This window comes from Dorea sp. AGR2135 (assembly GCF_000420885.1).
Taxonomy (GTDB): Bacteria; Bacillota; Clostridia; order Lachnospirales; family Lachnospiraceae; genus Dorea; species Dorea formicigenerans.
The window spans coordinates 39,669-57,119 of the sequence record NZ_ATVU01000023.1 but is presented as its reverse complement, the minus strand read 5'-3'; the positions used below and the strand labels follow the sequence as shown (position 1 = coordinate 57,119).

The window sequence follows — 17,451 nt, the reverse complement described above, 5'->3', positions numbered from 1 at the left end:
TAGCAACCATACTTTTACCCTTAGAAACATCGATACCTACTGCGTTCATAAATTTGTCACTCCTTAAGATTATTGCAATGGATAAGTGCCAGTTTTACTCATTGCCTATTCAATCTACTGTGGTGTGACACGAATGCGCCTACGACGATTCAACCTGCATAAAACGAACGCTGCGAATGAGGAGCTGGTTATCAGTCTATTTTACGGACGCGAAGTCCAAGAAAGGAAGCCGATATACCAATTGCTCCACCATTATACAGCTTAAGCAACAAGATGGATAATTCCTTACTGGCTGTAAGGGATATTAACCATAAATATATTGTAGTAGAAAGTAGCAGAACTTCATCGAAAAGGGTACAGAAAACACAGTTTTGTATTGTGTTCAAGCCAGTAAATCCGGGGGATTGCGAGGGTGTAGTCCAGTTTAATGCAGGAATAACTGGCATATTCATCATGCAAAAAGCGGAGGCGGACAGATCCTTATCTGCATTGCAGGACGTGGATACTATCAGGAAGAAGGAAAAGAAGCAGTAGAAATGAAACCTGGAGATTGTGTCAATATTCCGGCAGAAGTAAAACACTGGCATGGAGCAGCACCAGATGAATGGTTTTCACATCTGGCAATTGAAGTACCGGTAGAAAAAACATCATCCGAATGGTGTGAAACAGTAACTGATGAGATATATGAAAAACTGAAATAACTACTTAAGTCCAATGTGAAATTTACTTTTTTATTTAACGAAAATAATTCAAACCAAGTCTTTTATTTTTTAAAAGTGTGATATATATTAAGTGTATACAAAAACATGCGCATTCTTTTAAAGTCGTCTATAAATCTTAAATTCTTCAAGAAAGGAGGAAAATCGTGAAAAAAGAGTATTGGGCGTTATTAGTTTTTGTGTTAATAATAGTATTGCAGTGGATTGGATTAGGATTTCATGGTCAAATAAGGTTTATTTTTTTGATAATTATATTAGTTCTAATTGTTTTATTTGCAATATTATTGCGAAAATAGCAAAAGTGATTTGTGAATAGTGAGGTAAAGGAACAAGGTGAAGCCGATACACTTAGGGCAGTCCTTTACGGAACGGACACAGCCAGTACCGCAATGATACATAAGAGGGCTTGAAAGAAGGTCACAAACCTTGCAAGTCCTCTTGTTTATTCTATGTGTCAGATTGCATTTTCTGATAATGAATCTTCGGCATTTACCCACATTTGCAATTTCCCTCAAGATATAATCGCGCATATTCAAGTGGTTCATCGACTGCAAGTGAAGTCAATGCACAGTCTGATCCGGGTGTGGTTTTTAAATCCTTTTCGGCGTCCCAGCAGTCAATCCTATCTCCTTATTGTTCAATCAATTATTTGCGACAAAAATTAGAAGCATTTCAATCAGTTCACCATGTCACGTTTATTTTGTGTTATACTGTTTTATATGTTTTCCTTGGTCTCCGCTGCCGCTGATCTTCAGAGAGGGTATGTTTTTGACAATTTCTTCAATGCCAGTTGGATTGCTTCTTGGTTTTCTGATTGCAAAATGCGGTTTTAACTGGCTGGTAGAACAGGGAAACCTTGTATCAACCCAAACTGGCTCTATGGGAGTTCAAAATCAGCAGGTGCCTCTGTTTTCCCTGCCTGTTATGCTTCTCTGTATTTTCGTATCATTTCTTACCGTTGCTTTGGCACTGCGTAAACCAATGAAAATTGTTTCACGGATTTCACCTATCGAAGCAACACGGTATTTAGAAAATGCAGAAACACAAAAAAAAGGAAAACGAAATGGCAGAAAAAATGTCACCGTGTTTTCTATGGCAATGGCAAATGTAACGGGTAATCCCAAAAGAACTATTGGTACTATCCTCACAATGGGTTTTTCTTGCGTATTGTTTGTGATTATCTCTAATTATGTGGGAAATATTGACACGGAGCATGAAGCACGTCTTTCCGTTAATCATGGACAATTTGAACTGCAGCTTGACTATTCTGCTGAGTATGATGAAAGATATCCGGAGAATAATCTGGATACGATTCTGACGGATAATCCATTGAATGATTCGCTGATTGAAGAAATCAAAAGCATTCCAGGAATAACAGATGTCATGACGAGAGAGATTGTCTCTGTAAATCTGAACGGAACAAGATTTCCGGCTGATATTGTGAGTAAAAAGGATTTTGATTTTATGCGCCAAGAAGGGGATATTGGCTCTATGGACTATGATCAGGCGGTAAAGAATGGTGATATTTTCTTTGGCTGGTCAACGTGGATGGAACAAGATGGATATGCTCCGGGTGAATCCATTGCATTTGACTTTGAGAATGGAAGTGGAACCTATACCTATCAGGGAAAGATTGCAGGATCTTTTGTAAGTGCGGACACTTATCTTGTCATTCCGGAAGGTGTATATCGTTCTATGAATCCGAGAGGAACAGCCTATGGCTATCTGTGGGTGGACTGTGATAAAAAAGATGTGGCATCTGTAGAACAAAGTCTGAATACTTTGATTTCTAATACTTCGCATATAAAAATGGATACTTATCATGCGCAGTTACAATCTGCCGAATTTGCAAGCAGCATGATGAAGCTTGGCTGTTATCTGTTTATGGCTATTGTAGGACTCATCGGGTTTATGAATATGGCGAATACCATGATCATGAATATTACGACAAAAAAGCAGGAATATGGTATATTACAGGCTGTGGGTATGACAAATAAACAATTAAATTTATGCCTGCAGTTACAGGGACTGATTTTTACGGTTGGCACCATATGCGTAGCTTTGATCATTGGTCTGCCGCTCGGCTATGCACTTTTTTCCTGCTGGTTAATTAAATTGAATAAAAATTAAACGCTGTTCAATTGTGCAATCTATATGAATCTGATATGCTGAGTATACAAAAGATTTTGAATTTTTTTAGGAGATGAAGCAAATGGATATAGGCGTTGTTATAAAAAAATATAGAAAAGAAGCTGGTATGACGCAGGAGGAGATGGCAAACAGATTAGGCGTGACGACACCGGCTGTAAACAAATGGGAGAATAGTAATTCCAAGCCGGATATTGAACTGCTGGCACCAATTGCAAGACTGCTTGATATTTCACTTGATACATTACTTTCTTTTCATGAAAAACTTTCAGATACTGAAATCGAAGAAATTATCAGGAAGATGGACAGGATGTTTTCAGAAGAAGGCTATGAAAAGACTTATGAATGGGCATTGAGACTTATAAAGGAATATCCGAATTGTAACATGCTTATCTGGCAGACTGCGGTAATGCTTGATGCAAGAAGAATAACGGATAAATGCACGAATCAGGAAAAATATGATAAGCAGATTAACGCATGGTATGAGCTGGCACTACATGATGAGAATGAAGAGATACAGCATCATGCAGCAGATTCCTTATTTGGATTTTATTTACGTAAGAAGGATTACACCAAGGCAGAAAAATATCTGGACTATTTTTCAGAACACGATCCTATGAAAAGTTGTTATCAGGGAAGATTACTCCAGGAGCAGGGAAAAATCAAAGAAGCATATGAGAAATATGAAAATATTATTCTTTCCGGATTTAGTACACTTAATTTTGTGCTTTCCACAATGGCGGGACTGGCATTGCGGGAAAATGATATCGGTTATGCGAGATTTTTGTCAGGGAAGGTACAGGCAGTTGCACATACATTGGAAATGGGAAAATATAATGAGTATTCGCCAATGCTTGATATTGTATGTGCAGGGAAAGATGTAGAGGGAACATATAAGGTGGTAAAACATCTTCTTGATAATGTGGGTACGATGTATGATTTTAGAAAGTCCGGTTTATATAAGCATATGAAGTTCAGAGATATTGATGAAGCTATATTAGATGGTGTAAAAGAAAAACTTCTTGAAGGATTCAGAAACGAGGAAGAATTCAGCTACATGGCAGGATATGAACCGTGGGAGAAATTAATTTTTGACAGATAAGTTTTTTTGAAAACTGCCGTTTGGTAAAATCTATTCCATTTTTAAAAGCCTTGCGATAAAATATGTTCTGTGAATCGTTCACAGGATTATATTTTAAGGAGGCTTGGCAATGAACAAGGATTTTGAACGCTGCTGTAGCTTTCTTGCAGACATGATTATAAAATACGCACCACAGATAAGAGATGAAGTGGAGATGTGCATGATGATCAAGGATTCCATTGATGACGAGAAAGTAAGCAGGCAGAAACAATTTGACAGATTCTGTTATTACTTAGGTGGAGTAAAACAGCTTCTGGACAAAAAGGCTGCGTAGGCAGCCGGCATCCTGCAGATAATATGCTGTAGGATGTATACATATATCAGGAGGCTTCATTCATGGCGAGTGGAGTCTCTTTTATTTTGCACTGTATAATGGAAAAAGTTCTGGTTGAACAGAGGTTGGAATGATGATAAAATTTTGTTGGGACAATAGTGAACACATGTGTTCATATTTCATAACTAAGAAGTAATGGATTGGAGAGGTGCTTATGGCAGATAAAATTGGAACCGATGAACATGGGGAAATACTTATATATCAGACTGATGATGGGCAGACAAATATAGAAGTTAAAATAGAAGATGATACAGTGTGGCTGACACAACAGCAGCTTACTGAATTATATCAATGCAGTAAATCAAATATAAGTGAACATATAAAGCATATATTCGAAGAAGGGGAATTGGATAAGGATTCAGTTGTTCGGAAATTCCGAACAACTGCAGATGATGGAAAAACATATAATGTTACTTATTACAATTTAGATATGATTATATCTCTTGGATACCGTATTAGATCAGTGATTGCAACAAGATTCAGACAGTGGGCAACAAAGCGGTTAAAAGAATATATGATTAAAGGATTTACGATAGATGATGAGCGACTGAAAGGCAATGGTGGAGGAAATTACTGGAAAGAATTACTGGATAGAATCAGAGATATCCGATCATCAGAAAAGGTCTTGTATCGTCAGGTTCTTGATTTGTATGCTACGAGTGTAGATTACAATCCTCATAGCGAAGAGTCTGTTAGATTCTTTAAAATTGCAAAGAATTATCTTGAAGAAAATGAACTCAAAGTATTAAACAATCTTGTTTCTGGTTATTTTGATCTTGCTGAAATTAATGCAATTGAGCATAAGCCAATATATATGGATGATTATGTAAAGCAGCTGGATAGTGTGTTGTCATCAGGAAATAGAAAACTTTTAACTGGAGTTGGTTCTGTAAGTCATAAACAGGCGTTGAAGAAAGCAAAGTCAGAATACAGAAAATATCAGGAGATTACTTTGACGCCAGTCGAAAAAGCATATCTTGAAAGCATTAAAGAGGTTTCCAAGGAAGTAAAAAGGAGATAACATCTGATGAAAAAACAGAAGAAATGTTACATATACACAAGAGTTTCCACTTCCATGCAGGTAGAAGGCTACAGTCTTGATGCACAGAAGGACAAGCTTAGAAAATACGCAGATTATCAGGAAATGTCTATCGTCGGTGAATATTCTGATGAGGGTAAATCTGGCAAAAGTGTGGAAGGCAGACCACAGTTTAAGCAGATGCTTGCGGATATAGAAAGTGGCAAAGACAATGTTGATTATGTGCTGGTATTTAAGCTGTCACGATTTGGAAGAAATGCTGCAGATGTTTTATCGTCATTGCAGAAAATGCAGGGTTATGGGGTTAATCTTATCTGTGTAGAGGATGGGATTGACAGCTCTAAGGATGCCGGGAAACTGATGATATCTGTGTTATCTGCAGTAGCAGAGATAGAGCGTGAGAATATACTTGTCCAGACAATGGAAGGCCGCAGACAGAAAGCGAGAGAAGGCAGATGGAATGGAGGCTTTGCTCCATATGGCTATCAGCTGGTAAATGGTGAGCTTATCATTGCAGAGGATGAGGCAGAGATTATCCGTATTATATATGATAAATTCGTCAATACAACGATGGGAATGGCTGCGATAGCTGCATTTTTAAATAACAGTGGTTATAAGAAAAAGCTTCGCCAGAATAACACAATCAAAGGTTTCTCGACATCATTTGTCAAAGGGGTGCTGGACAATCCGATATATTGCGGTAAGCTTGCATTTGGAAGAAGAAAAAATGAGAAGATTCCGGGAACAAGGAATGAATATCATATCGTAAAACAAAAGGAATACATGTTAAATGATGGAATCCATGAGGCAATCATATCAGAAGAAATGTGGAATCAGGCATACAGAAAGCGTCAGGAGACAGGTGTTTTACAGGTAAAAACGCACAGCCTTGAACATGAGCATATTTTATCTGGAATTATCAAATGTCCTGTCTGTGGAAGCGGTATGTATGGTAATGTAAACCGCAAGAAGCATCCGGATGGAGGCTATTACAAGGATTATTTCTATTATGCGTGCAAACACAGGAAGCTTGTGGACGGACACCGCTGTACTTATAAAAGACAGTGGAATGAGGAAAGGATTAATGCGGCAGTTGAGGAAATTATCCGCAAATTTGTGAAGAATCCAAAGTTTGAGCAGGAAATCCGTAAGCAGATAGGAAGCAGCATTGATACAACGGAGCTTGACAGGGAATATGATGGATTAAAAGACAGACTGAACCAGACAACCGGGGCGAAAAACAGGCTTGTTGACCAGATGGATCATTTATCTGTATCCGATAAGAATTATGACAAAAAATATAATGACATGCAGGAACGGCTAGATAAATTATATGATGAAATCACTGATATTGAGAATGCCATGGAAGAAGTCGAAACAAGACTATATAATATCAGGCAGGACAAAATCTCAGAAGATAATGTTTACCAGTTCCTTTTATTCTTTGATAAGCTGTATGATAAATTTACAGATCTGGAAAAGAAGACATTTTTGAAGAGCTTCCTGTCGGATGTGTTTATCTATGAGGAAGAACAAAAGGATGGCAGAATATTAAGAGGTCTCCGGTTTAAATTTCCGATATATATGAATGGCAGAAATGTATTGGGTGTGGATTGGGACAACGGAAGTACAGATGAAGTCGTGTGTTGTCTACATCGGGTGAATTCGTAGAAGTCCTTAATTTCCGCGAAGACAATGAGGAGAGTTCCGAAGAAACAACTGGCTGTAAAGCCAGTGTTTATGCGGAATTTGACGAATGTACGCGATCTGAGAATTTCATAGAAATTCTCAGATTCAGGCACTTTGCGAGGTATATGAGTTTCACACCAACAGGCAAACAGGGAACATTTTTTATTTAATAGCATAGAGAAAAGCCAAAAGGACGCTTGTTTTCAGAACTTCTGGAAGATGAGTGTCCTTTTCTTTTATCCCAAGGCAAAGGAGAAGATAAAAAATGGCAAGGAAGAAAGAAATGTGTTCATCAGAGAATCACGAGTCGGGTGCAGGTATTGTACTGATGAAACTGGAAGAGTTGCATAGCTTTGAAGGACACCCGTTTAAGGTAGAGAGAAATCAGAAACTGTTTGAACTGCGATGCAGTATTGAGAAGGAAGGCGTATTAGTTCCGATTCTGGTGAGAAAAAATCCATATGGTGATGGATATGAAATTATAGCCGGACACAGACGGAAAGAAGCAGCACTATGGGCAGGGATTACAAAAGTGCCGGTTATTATTCGGGAACTGGATGATGACCAGTCGGTTATAGCGATGATAGATAGCAATCTCCAAAGAGAGAAGATACTACCAAGCGAAAAAGCGTTTGCCTATAAAATGCGTCTGGAAGCAATGAAGCACCAGGGCAGAGCAGAAGCAGATACTTCGGACCCACTGGAACCGAAGTACAAGACAGAACTGGTGAATGTATCAGAACTGAAAGCAGAATTACAGGAATTTGGAAAAGTAAAAATCCAGAAAAAAGGCGGAGCAGGAGGCAAGCGAAGCAATGAACAGCTCGCCAGTATGGTTGGCGAAAGTGTGACACAGATCAAGCGATATATCCGGTTAACCTATCTGATTCCGAAGATACTGGATATGGTTGATAAAGAAATACTTGCGATCCGGTCAGCAGTGGAGATACCGTTTCTGAGCGAAGAAGAACAGCATGAACTCCATGCAGTCATGGAACTGGAACAGAGCATTCCTAACATTTCTCAAGCAAATCGGTTAAAGCGTATGAGCCAACAGAAATGCCTTGATATGGATAAGATTTATGAGATTCTGCAGGAAATCAAACCGAATCAGAAAGAACAGATTAAATTGCCATTGGAAAGAATTGGTAAATATTTTCCAACAGCGTATACTCCAAAGCAGCAGGTTGATTTGATTGAAAAATTATTAAAGAATTGGGCAAAACAAAATGTAAAATAAAAAGAGTGCCTAACACAATTTCGGCAGTAACGCCAACATCAGGTCGTACGAATGGAAGCCAAATCACGCTACCTGTATCTGAAAAGTAACAGCTAACAAAGAACTACCAAAAGAACAGAAAGTGTTGAAGGTGCGGTTATCGTGCTTGTCTGCATTATCTTTTCCCTGTTTGCTTCTTCTCCGCCTGTGGTCAATCCCGATGCTGCGGCGGTTACAATGGTATGGAGCTATATAGGGGAGCTTGTTTTTAATATGCTCGTTCTGGTGGGTGCAGTAAAAATGGCAGACCGTGTTGTAAGAGAAATGATGGGCTTGTAAATGTAAATTTTTCTGTATTTGTTGACTTCGTTGTATGAAATGAGTATAATATAGTTAGAATATTACTATCACAACTGTTTTAAGGAGGTGCAAATATGAATATTCGTCCATCAGCAGCAATCCGTCAGAACTACAACGAGATTGCAGATATGTGTCGTAAAACGGCAGAGCCAATATTCCTTACAAAGAATGGTGAAGGAGATTTGGTTGTTATGGATATTGAAACTTATAACCGTCGGGAAAAAATGCTGAAGCTAAGAGAAGAACTGCTTGCTGTCGAAGAAGACAGAATAGCAGGAAGAAACGGCAGCACTCTTGATGAGCTCGATGCTTACCTTGACGACGTAATCGCAGAGGTATAAGCTTATGTCAGATAAAAAATATAAAGTCATTGTTTCCGACAGAGCAAAGCGTATGTTGGGAACACATATTCGTTTTATGGCACAAGTTAATAAAGATGCTGCCAAAACGAAGAAGCAAGAGCTTATGGAAGCAATGTGTTCTTTAGAACGTATGCCGCAGCGTTTTCCGTTTTTTGAAGAAGCGTATATACCGACGAATAAATATCATAAGATGTTTGTTGCAAAGTGGTATCTTGTTCTTTACCAAATCCAAGATGATACGGTTTATGTGGATTATATCCTTGACTGCCGTAAAGATTACAGTTGGCTTATCCGTTAAAACAGAATATCAAATACACAAATCGTCACTTCACAGCAGGTGGCGATTTTTTTGTGCTCAAAAAGGAGGTGCTATGATTGGAAGTAAAGATAAATAAAGAAATACGAAATTATACGGAGAGTATGTTTTTTGTACTGTCCCTCAGACAGTTCATTTTTTCTGTCCTTGCCTGCGGTGTGGCGGTGGGTTTGTATTTCCCGCTCCGTCCACGGTTCGGAACGGAAACCCTTAGCTGGTTTTGTATCTTAGGTGTATTCCCCTTTGCGGCTATGGGATTTATCAAATACAACGGTATGACCGCAGAGCAGTTTGTCTGGTTGAACAAAGCGCGTCAACTCTATATGGACTTTTATATAAGCGGACAAACTGTGTATGTCTGATTGGAATTGGAACTGCATTGATGATTACCAGAAATCTGTTGCAGGAATTGTGCTGCTTACATTGGGAACATTTCTGATGACAATGATATAGGACGATGTGTACCGCCCTCTTTGTTCTGCATGAAGTTGGAATCCTGTACTTTTTCAAAGTATTCATCTTTGATATAGTAAACGTATCTTTTTTGATATATCATGTTCATCACCCATAAAATAAGCCCTGCCATGCGCTCTTCCTTTCCGTAAAATGAGCATAAGAAAAGCACCTGCCATTTTGATAGGTGCTCTAATCTCTTTTTATATCTTTATCTGTATGCTTTTATAAAATCATCTGGTGTAATTATTGCTGTGCTACAGTTCCAAGTCTTTTGCGAACCATCGGTCCGATAATCATTGCGATGACCATTTTGCACAGATCCGCAGGAATGAAAGGAATGACACAGACTGCAAGTGCTGCGCCTACTGTATAGCCGGACTGGAAGCAGAACCATGCTGTTCCAAATGCGTAGCAGATTGCAGTTCCGACGATCATTCCGAGAATCTGGATTCCACGGTTAGTGAATTTGTCAATGACAATACCTGCGATGATTGCCATTGGAATAAATCCGATGATGTATCCGCCGGTCGGACCTGCCAGTTTAGCCAGTCCGCCTGTGAATCCGGAGAATACCGGAAGCCCTACCAATCCGAGCAACAGGTAGATCAGGTAACTTAAAGTTCCCTTTTTCCAGTCTAACAGATAGAGAGACAGGTAGATCGCAAAGTTAGTAAGTGAAATTGGCACCGGACCAATTGGAACAGATAATGGTGCGAGAATGCAGGTCACAGCTGCCATAAGTGCGGTTACGACCATAGCGTAAGTACTTGTTTTTCGAAATGTCTGTGTATTTGTATTGTCATGTGTCATAGTAAAACTCTCCTTATTATTTAATGATGTGCAAAGACGTTAAACTTATTAAGCGGACTCAATCTCATAAGTGAATCCGGCGTCTTCAATTGCCTGGATTGTATCTTTGATTCCCTGTCCGCCAGCGGTAAGATATCCTGAGGCAAATATGGAATCAACGACGCGGAGCAGATTTTTTTCTTCTCCTTTAAAATAAATCTCACGTCCTGCGGCACAGCGGATATCGGACTGCGGAACTAAAAGTCTTGCAAGACAGAGGACTTTCATACAGTAAGCTGTTGTGAGAGCGGACATATCGGCGTGCTCTAAAGGCGTTCCCGGAATTGGAAGAAGGAAGTTGATTGGAAGTGCCTCCGGTCGGATCTCGCGAAGCTCCAGTAACATATCTACCACGTCTTCTTTGCTTTCGCCCATACCAATAATGCCGCCGCTGCAGATTTCAAAACCAAGCCCTTGAAGCATTTTTATATTAGCAACACGTTGTTCAAATGTGTGAGTGGAACAGATGTTGTGATAATAAGCACGGCTGCTGTTCAAGTTATGGTTGATGCGGTCAAGTCCGGCTTCCTTTAACATCAATGCCTGCTTTTCTGTCAGAAAACCGATAGAACAACACAGGTGTGTTCCCTGTTCTTTCATTTTTCGAATTTTTTCAGCCAATTCTTCAATCTCTGCATCGGTAAATTTCATCCCACTAAGTCCGATACAGTGGCGTGATAAATGATGCTCGTTGACAAAGTCATTGTCTGCATATAATTTCTCATCTGCGACCCATTTGTACTTATCAATGTCAGCTTTTGAACGGCAGGACTGAGCACAATAAGCGCAATCCTGAGAACAGTTTCCACTTCTGGCATTAGTAAGAATGTGGATACTTACATGATTTCCTTTGTATTTTCGACGCAGTTTTTCAGCCCGGGCAATCAGCTCATCCAGATTTTCATCCGGCGTGTTGAGTATTTCAATTGCTTCTTCACGTGAAAGCTGTGGATCCGTAGATGTATTTTGATTTGAAATCATTAGAAGTCCTCTCTTTCCTTGAGTAATTCATTTTTCTGAAATTTTATACAAGACATACTTTAACATGCAAAAAAACAAATGTCAACCATGTGCAACACAATGGTTGACAAATAATGTTAGTATGAAGCAATCAGCTGGTATTATGAAATCGTGATAATTTCTTCTACACGATTCAGTGCTGCTGAGATATTTGGGCGGAAGTCCAGAGCCGGAACACTTCGCATACGGATGACAAGACATTTTGTAAAGTCTTTTACAACGATATGTTCAATGGCGTCAGCGGCACCGGAATCAGCCCGGCATATGGCATCAGAACCACAAGAACGATGACCAGTTCCATATCGGAGCAGTGGTTTCCGTTAATCATACCGTCGGCAACGACACAGGAGAGCAGTGATTCAATGGAAGCTAGTATCGCAATAGTAAATGAATCGGAAGCAGACTGTCCGATGATTTCTAAGTTTACTTTCGGCAGATGGAAAGCTGGGAGTGAATTACTAATTGTATATAAATCTCCGATGGTATTTGCCTTTCATGGAAGAAATTTTACCATAACAATTCCAGCGATAACAGCAATCAGAGATCCTGGAATCTTCTTGAAAATGTAAATAAAAGCGGCATATACAGTAGAAGTAATTGTCGAAAAAATGAAAGTTATTGCTGAAAAGTGATAGCCTTTGTTTTATAATGAGGCTATGTTAGATGATAAAAGAAAGTGGGATAAGCTATGACATTGGAAGAATTGAAAGCATTGCCGAAAATAGAACTGCACTGTCACCTGGACGGTTCACTGAGTCGGGAATTTCTGGAAAGCCGTCTTGGAAGAAAAGTAGAGCCTTCTGAAATTCATGTATCTGATGACTGCCAGAGCCTTCAGGAATATCTGGAGAAATTCAATCTTCCGGGACAGTGTCTGCAGGACGAGGAAGGACTGGAGCTGGCAGGGTATGACGTATTAAAAAGTATGAGTCAGGAAAATGTCCGGTACGCGGAAGTGCGGTTTGCCCCGCTTTTATCAGAAAATGAAAACTTAAGCTGCGGTCAGGTGATAGAAGCAGTCATTCGGGGGATGAATCGTGGAAAAAATGAGTTCGGTGTGGATTATGGCATTATTACCTGTGCCATGCGCCATCACAGCTATGAGGAGAATCTCCGTATGATCCGGACAGCAAGAGAATACCTTGGAAACGGTGTGTGCGCGGCAGACCTTGCAGGAGCTGAGGCCATCTATCCGATGTCAGAATTCATGAAGTTATTTGGACAAGCAAAAAAGCTTGGAATGCCATTTACCATTCACGCCGGGGAGTGTGGAAACGTGCAGAACATTCTGGATTCCGTAGAGGCAGGAGCACTTCGAATCGGACATGGAATCGCCATGCGAGGTAATTCAGAAGTCCAGAAAATGATCCGGGAAAAAGGAATTGGTGTCGAGATGTGCCCGATTAGCAATCTTCAGACGAAAGCTGTAGAAAGCGAAAGTCAATATCCGCTTCGGGAGTTCCTGGACAACGGGATCAAGGTGACGATCAACACAGATAACCGGACCGTCAGCAACACAACCATGACAAAAGAATTGCAATTTATTCAGGAGCATTATAGAATTACCGATGAAGAGATTCGGTTGATGATGAGAAATGCAGTAGATACAGCATTTATTCATTGAATCCAGACGAGTAAAGGAGACTGACAGATGGTTACATTAAACGATTATTTATATTCCGGGGATACGATCTTTAAAATTATACAAAATTATAGGACAGATTTGAGAAAAGAAGCAAAGCGGACACATAATGAAATCGACCTTGTGCATAGCAATTGTCTCCTTCAAGTACAGGAAATGCTGGAGCACAACGATTTCCTGACTTCCCAGTCACAGAAAATCCGGGAATTTTACAAGTACATGGCAAAAGAATTTCCATTTCTCGCCTTTACATTTCGTGGAAGAATCAAATCTTTGATACGTACAGAAGAAAAATTCAACGGCTACATTGTAGAATACATTTATAATTATTATGAGGAACATGGAACATATCCGGCTGTGGCAGATTTAAAAGAAAAACTGAGCTGTTTTCGGGATATTATCGCATATCGGATTGTAATTGCATTGCCGAAATGTCATCTGAAGCCGGGACAGAATCTTGAAGAGGAAGAGATGAAATATCTTTATCAGATAGCCAATGCTCTGCCGGGATTTCTGGAAGAACGCGGCTTTACAGCCGAGCCGGCAAAAGGAGTCCGGGAGAGTAAATCAGACTTGCTGGACGGCGAAGTAAAGCCATATTACAGAGATTTCATCACCAATCCGACTATGTACGGCTATCAGTCATTACATATCACATTTTATGATAATACGTCCAGAAGCTATATGGAAGTGCAGCTTCGAACAAAGAAAATGGACGACATCGCGGAAATCGGACCGGCGAATCACTTGGGGTATGAGAAGCGTCAGGAGCATGAACGAGCAAGAAGAGATGCAGTTCCAAAAGGGGAATGCATTTACTTCGATGAGGCATACGAGCGCGGAATGAAACTTTTTAATTTAGATTTAAAAGACCTTGATGTTAATATGTTCGCAGCAATGAATAACAGCCTGATCAACGACGGCTGCGGACTGTATCGTGGGCGCCTCATTCTGCCATATGAACATTTGTCCAGATTTCAGAACGATTTGATTGATTAAGGTGGAAGAAAATAGCAATTTTATAGAAAAACTTTTGCAGAGAGACAGTTTCTGACATTTGCAAAACGTATAATGGCATAAGAAATGAGCCGATACGGAGGAGCAATATGGAAGAATACAAGAATGGCAAAATCGAGCGTGTTCTCGGAATCTATACGAAACTACTGAACGGGTACATTGTAAATAAAGCAGCCGAAGCCAATGAATATGGAGTAAATGAACGAAGTATACAAAGAGATGTTGATGATATCCGAAATTATCTGGAATTAGAAGCAGTCAACAGTGTGTATAATTATTTAATTTTATTGACACTACTTAGCTATTATACTATAATTGTCCGCGGACAAAATAATGATTTTAAAGAATAGCGAGGACATTATAGATGAAGACGAAGATGACTTTACGGGAGTGGCTCCCGTTGATCGGTATGACGATTTCAGCGTTTTTGGTAAATACTTCGGAATTTATGCCGATTGGGCTTTTAACAGATATTTCTAATGAGTTTCATATGACGGAGGCTCAGGCGAGCGTGATGATTACAGCCTATTCCTGGACTGTGACATTATTATCGCTGCCGCTGATGTTGTTAGTGTGCAGGATACAGCCGAAGAAATTGCTGCTTGGAACGTTAAGTGTGTTTGCGGTATGTCAGGTGTTGTCGGTAATTTCAAGTGGCTTTACATTTCTTGTATTGTCACGTATTGGTGTGGCGTGTGCACATTCCATTTTCTGGGCGATCGCATCACCGGTTGCAGTTCGGGTTGTGGCGAAAGAGCATCAGTCAAAGGCTCTTAGTGCAATTGTTACCGGAACATCAATTGCCATGGTACTTGGAATGCCGCTTGGCCGAATAATCGGACTTCAGATCGGCTGGCGAATGACATTTTTATGTGTGGCGATAGTTTCATTTCTGGTACTTGGCTATCTGGCATTTGTATTTCCGAAGCTGGAAGGAACAGAATCATTTTCCGTGGGACAGCTTCCGGAGCTTTTCAAAAATGCAAGATTGATGAGCATTTATGTAATTACTTTTCTTGTGGCGACCGGATATTATACAAGCTACAGTTATATCGAGCCGTTTTTGCAGAAAGTAGCAGGGCTTCCGAGTAACTGGGTAACTATGGCACTGATGTTATTCGGAGTAGCGGGGCTTGGAGGAAGCTATTTGTTCTCAAGATATTATGATGATCATCGGTATGCTTTTGTTCAGACTGTTATGATTGGTGTTGTGGCAGCTCTGCTGCTCTTATATCCAGCTTCTGTCAATATGTATACCGTGATTTTGGTATGTGCCGGATGGGGACTGGCGATTATGGCATTTCAGGTAAGTTTTCAGGCAGAGTTGATTGGTTGTGTCTCTGTAGCTGCATCATCTGTTGCTATGGCGATCTTCTCGGGAATTTTCAATCTGGGAATTGGCTGCGGAACCTGGTTTGGCGGAACAGTGTATACAAAGATTTCGCTGAAAGATATAGGATTTGCAGGTGGAGTGATTGTGGCAGTGGCGACTTTGATCTGCATGGCAAGATTTCGAGTTGGAGATAAAACAGAAAGCGCATCATAGAATTTGATATGTAAAAAAAAGAATCGGGATATCCTTTAATGAGGATAACCAGATTCTTTTTTATTATCCAATCCCGCCAAGTGCGATTCCAAGAATCAGTACGATAAAGCAGATTGGTACATAGATGTATCTGCAGACAGGAATGAAGTATTTGGTGAATTTCCGTTCCCGGCCTTTATTGACTTGTTCTTCGACGTAGCTTTTCTTACATACCCAAAAGAACATGATTCCGGCGAGTCCCGCGCCCAGTGGACAAATGTATATAGAAAGAATATCCATCCATGTGGAGACGATGCCTTGAATCAGAAGTGAAACGATGATTCCGATTGCTGCAATGACACCGCATGCAGGTACGCGGGATAAATGTAGTTTTTCCTGTACCGTTGCAATTGGTGCTTCGTATAAGTTGATCAGTGATGTCATCCCTGCAAGGAATACGGCTGCAAAGAAAATGATTGCAATGATCCGGCCTCCCGGCATGGAACGAATCAGATTCGGCAGGAAGATGAATAATAGTCCCGGTCCTCCCTGATTTAACTGTGCTCCGGTGGTTGCCATAGCTGGAATGATGACCAGGGCTGCAAGGACTGCGGCGATGGTGTCAAAAAGTGCTACTTTTGCGGCAGAAGCGGGTATATTTTCCTTATCTGACAGGTAGGAACCATAAATCAGAGTTCCATTTCCCGCAACAGACAGGGAGAAAAATGCCTGCCCAAGAGCAAAAATCCATGTAGACGGGGATGCCAGCATTTCCGGATCCACCCGGAAAATGTAGCGGTATCCATTAATGGCTCCCGGCTGGAATGCAACGTGAACTGCCAGAATAACAAACAGGCAGAAGAAAAGTGGCATCATGATTTTACCGGCACGTTCGATTCCGCCCCCGACACCGAGCATGAGGATTAACATGCAGATAATCAAAGCGCCAATCTGCCATCCATTATTTCCAAATGCAGAAGCCATACTGCCAAAAGCATTTCCATATTCTTCTACATTATCTGGGGCAAGAGTCGAACCGGTCAGGGTACCGATTGCATATTTGAAAATCCAGCCCATAACGACGGTGTATCCGATTGCCATTGCAAGGGAACCGAGAACTGGAATCATGCCAAGGGCCTCTCCGAGTTTTCGTTTGCCGTTTGCCTCACAGGCGCAGCCAAATGCGTCGACCGGACCAGATCTGGTAGCACGGCCAAAGCTCATTTCTGCAATGACTCCAGTGAAGCCGATGAGGGCAACAAAAAATATATAAGGAATCAGGAAAGAGCCGCCTCCGTAAAGGGACACTCTGGTTGGAAACATCCAGATATTTCCCATGCCGACGGCGGAGCCGATGCAGGCGAGGATAAAGCCCCAACGACTGCCAAAAGATTCGCGATTGTGTTGATTAGTACTCATTTGATCTCTCCTTTAAATAACAACATGATTTGATTATAAAAGGTTGCAGGGAAAATGTCCACAATTTATAATAGAAGATAACTATTCAGAACCCCTTGAAATAAGAAAAATTGATGCGTCATGCTTGCATGTAAGTAGCGGTTTTTCTTATTTCAAGGTGACTCGAATAGAGTTACCACCCCACATATGAGCAAAA

General features: G+C 40.5%; 14 protein-coding genes and 6 pseudogenes. 15 read left to right on the top strand and 5 right to left on the bottom strand.

Annotated features, from left to right (window positions below; genetic code table 11):
- Positions 1-428 precede the first annotated feature (428 nt).
- Positions 429-701 (top strand): annotated as a pseudogene (locus tag G593_RS0113495) (cupin domain-containing protein); the annotation flags it as partial.
- Between the two features lie 472 nt (positions 702-1,173).
- On the opposite strand, the pseudogene G593_RS20230 reads toward G593_RS0113495, so the two are convergent.
- Positions 1,174-1,343 (bottom strand): annotated as a pseudogene (locus tag G593_RS20230) (DUF6061 family protein); the annotation flags it as partial.
- Between the two features lie 120 nt (positions 1,344-1,463).
- On the opposite strand from G593_RS20230, the pseudogene G593_RS0113485 reads away from it, so the two are divergent.
- From G593_RS0113485 to G593_RS18685, 10 genes and pseudogenes are all read left to right on the top strand, one after another.
- Positions 1,464-2,819 (top strand): annotated as a pseudogene (locus G593_RS0113485) (FtsX-like permease family protein); the annotation flags it as partial.
- A gap of 112 nt (positions 2,820-2,931) precedes the next feature.
- Positions 2,932-3,969 carry a helix-turn-helix domain-containing protein gene (locus tag G593_RS0113480; protein WP_029732029.1) on the top strand — a complete coding sequence of 346 codons (1,038 nt, stop codon included), beginning with the start codon at positions 2,932-2,934 and terminating at the stop codon, positions 3,967-3,969.
- Positions 3,970-4,078: 109 nt separating this feature from the next.
- The gene (locus tag G593_RS0113475) at positions 4,079-4,282 is read left to right on the top strand and encodes a hypothetical protein (RefSeq protein ID WP_005340162.1); all 204 of its coding nucleotides are present in this window, start codon (positions 4,079-4,081) and stop codon (positions 4,280-4,282) included.
- A 214-nt stretch (positions 4,283-4,496) separates the two neighbouring features.
- On the top strand, positions 4,497-5,363 hold the full coding sequence (gene rhuM / locus G593_RS0113470) for a RhuM family protein (RefSeq protein WP_029732028.1): 867 nt from the start codon (positions 4,497-4,499) through the stop codon (positions 5,361-5,363).
- A gap of 6 nt (positions 5,364-5,369) precedes the next feature.
- Positions 5,370-7,052, top strand: coding sequence for a recombinase family protein (locus G593_RS0113465; protein WP_029732027.1), 1,683 nt, complete (start codon positions 5,370-5,372; stop codon positions 7,050-7,052).
- A gap of 283 nt (positions 7,053-7,335) precedes the next feature.
- Positions 7,336-8,310, top strand: coding sequence for a ParB/RepB/Spo0J family partition protein (locus G593_RS0113460; RefSeq protein ID WP_029732026.1), 975 nt, complete (start codon positions 7,336-7,338; stop codon positions 8,308-8,310).
- A 123-nt stretch (positions 8,311-8,433) separates the two neighbouring features.
- Positions 8,434-8,628, top strand: a pseudogene (locus tag G593_RS19675) (hypothetical protein); the annotation flags it as partial.
- Positions 8,629-8,723: 95 nt separating this feature from the next.
- The gene (locus G593_RS0113450; protein WP_005340155.1) at positions 8,724-8,990 is read left to right on the top strand and encodes a type II toxin-antitoxin system prevent-host-death family antitoxin; all 267 of its coding nucleotides are present in this window, start codon (positions 8,724-8,726) and stop codon (positions 8,988-8,990) included.
- A 4-nt stretch (positions 8,991-8,994) separates the two neighbouring features.
- On the top strand, positions 8,995-9,309 hold the full coding sequence (locus tag G593_RS0113445) for a type II toxin-antitoxin system RelE/ParE family toxin (protein WP_029732025.1): 315 nt from the start codon (positions 8,995-8,997) through the stop codon (positions 9,307-9,309).
- 77 nt (positions 9,310-9,386) lie between these two features.
- Positions 9,387-9,626, top strand: a pseudogene (locus G593_RS18685) (PrgI family protein); the annotation flags it as partial.
- A gap of 400 nt (positions 9,627-10,026) precedes the next feature.
- Here the strand turns inward: G593_RS18685 and G593_RS0113430 are convergent.
- The 3 genes and pseudogenes from G593_RS0113430 to G593_RS21550 all read right to left on the bottom strand — a co-directional run.
- A complete protein-coding gene (locus G593_RS0113430) occupies positions 10,027-10,593 on the bottom strand; it encodes a biotin transporter BioY (protein ID WP_005335568.1) in 567 nt (188 codons plus the stop codon).
- 48 nt (positions 10,594-10,641) lie between these two features.
- A complete protein-coding gene (gene bioB, locus G593_RS0113425) occupies positions 10,642-11,613 on the bottom strand; it encodes a biotin synthase BioB (protein ID WP_022278750.1) in 972 nt (323 codons plus the stop codon).
- Positions 11,614-11,893: 280 nt separating this feature from the next.
- Positions 11,894-12,214 (bottom strand): annotated as a pseudogene (locus G593_RS21550) (SulP family inorganic anion transporter); the annotation flags it as partial.
- Between the two features lie 126 nt (positions 12,215-12,340).
- Between G593_RS21550 and add the strand changes: the two are divergent.
- From add to G593_RS0113400, 4 genes are all read left to right on the top strand, one after another.
- Positions 12,341-13,276, top strand: coding sequence for an adenosine deaminase (gene add / locus G593_RS0113415; protein WP_029732021.1), 936 nt, complete (start codon positions 12,341-12,343; stop codon positions 13,274-13,276).
- A gap of 27 nt (positions 13,277-13,303) precedes the next feature.
- Positions 13,304-14,293 carry a guanosine polyphosphate pyrophosphohydrolase gene (locus G593_RS0113410; protein WP_029732019.1) on the top strand — a complete coding sequence of 330 codons (990 nt, stop codon included), beginning with the start codon at positions 13,304-13,306 and terminating at the stop codon, positions 14,291-14,293.
- A gap of 107 nt (positions 14,294-14,400) precedes the next feature.
- Entirely contained in the window at positions 14,401-14,661 is a 261-nt protein-coding gene (locus tag G593_RS21305) for a hypothetical protein (protein WP_005340144.1), read from the top strand.
- Positions 14,662-14,675: 14 nt separating this feature from the next.
- Positions 14,676-15,857 (top strand): sugar transporter, encoded by a 1,182-nt coding sequence (locus tag G593_RS0113400; RefSeq protein WP_029732018.1) that lies wholly within the window; start codon positions 14,676-14,678, stop codon positions 15,855-15,857.
- A 63-nt stretch (positions 15,858-15,920) separates the two neighbouring features.
- Here G593_RS0113400 and G593_RS0113395 read toward each other — a convergent pair whose 3' ends face one another.
- Positions 15,921-17,255 carry a sodium-dependent transporter gene (locus G593_RS0113395; protein ID WP_029732017.1) on the bottom strand — a complete coding sequence of 445 codons (1,335 nt, stop codon included), beginning with the start codon at positions 17,253-17,255 and terminating at the stop codon, positions 15,921-15,923.
- Between the last annotated feature and the right edge of the window lie 196 nt (positions 17,256-17,451).

Bases quoted from the DNA above. Each gene is read 5' to 3' on its own strand.
- G593_RS0113395 (WP_029732017.1), bottom strand. From the start codon at position 17,255: ATGAGTACTAATCAACACAATCGCGAATCTTTTGGCAGTCGTTGGGGC.
- G593_RS21305 (WP_005340144.1), top strand. From the start codon at position 14,401: ATGGAAGAATACAAGAATGGCAAAATCGAGCGTGTTCTCGGAATCTAT.
- rhuM (WP_029732028.1), top strand. From the start codon at position 4,497: ATGGCAGATAAAATTGGAACCGATGAACATGGGGAAATACTTATATAT.
- G593_RS0113400 (WP_029732018.1), top strand. From the start codon at position 14,676: ATGAAGACGAAGATGACTTTACGGGAGTGGCTCCCGTTGATCGGTATG.
- G593_RS0113430 (WP_005335568.1), bottom strand. From the start codon at position 10,593: ATGACACATGACAATACAAATACACAGACATTTCGAAAAACAAGTACT.
- G593_RS0113475 (WP_005340162.1), top strand. From the start codon at position 4,079: ATGAACAAGGATTTTGAACGCTGCTGTAGCTTTCTTGCAGACATGATT.
- add (WP_029732021.1), top strand. From the start codon at position 12,341: ATGACATTGGAAGAATTGAAAGCATTGCCGAAAATAGAACTGCACTGT.
- G593_RS0113445 (WP_029732025.1), top strand. From the start codon at position 8,995: ATGTCAGATAAAAAATATAAAGTCATTGTTTCCGACAGAGCAAAGCGT.
- G593_RS0113410 (WP_029732019.1), top strand. From the start codon at position 13,304: ATGGTTACATTAAACGATTATTTATATTCCGGGGATACGATCTTTAAA.
- G593_RS0113480 (WP_029732029.1), top strand. From the start codon at position 2,932: ATGGATATAGGCGTTGTTATAAAAAAATATAGAAAAGAAGCTGGTATG.
- G593_RS0113465 (WP_029732027.1), top strand. From the start codon at position 5,370: ATGAAAAAACAGAAGAAATGTTACATATACACAAGAGTTTCCACTTCC.
- G593_RS0113450 (WP_005340155.1), top strand. From the start codon at position 8,724: ATGAATATTCGTCCATCAGCAGCAATCCGTCAGAACTACAACGAGATT.
- G593_RS0113460 (WP_029732026.1), top strand. From the start codon at position 7,336: ATGGCAAGGAAGAAAGAAATGTGTTCATCAGAGAATCACGAGTCGGGT.
- bioB (WP_022278750.1), bottom strand. From the start codon at position 11,613: ATGATTTCAAATCAAAATACATCTACGGATCCACAGCTTTCACGTGAA.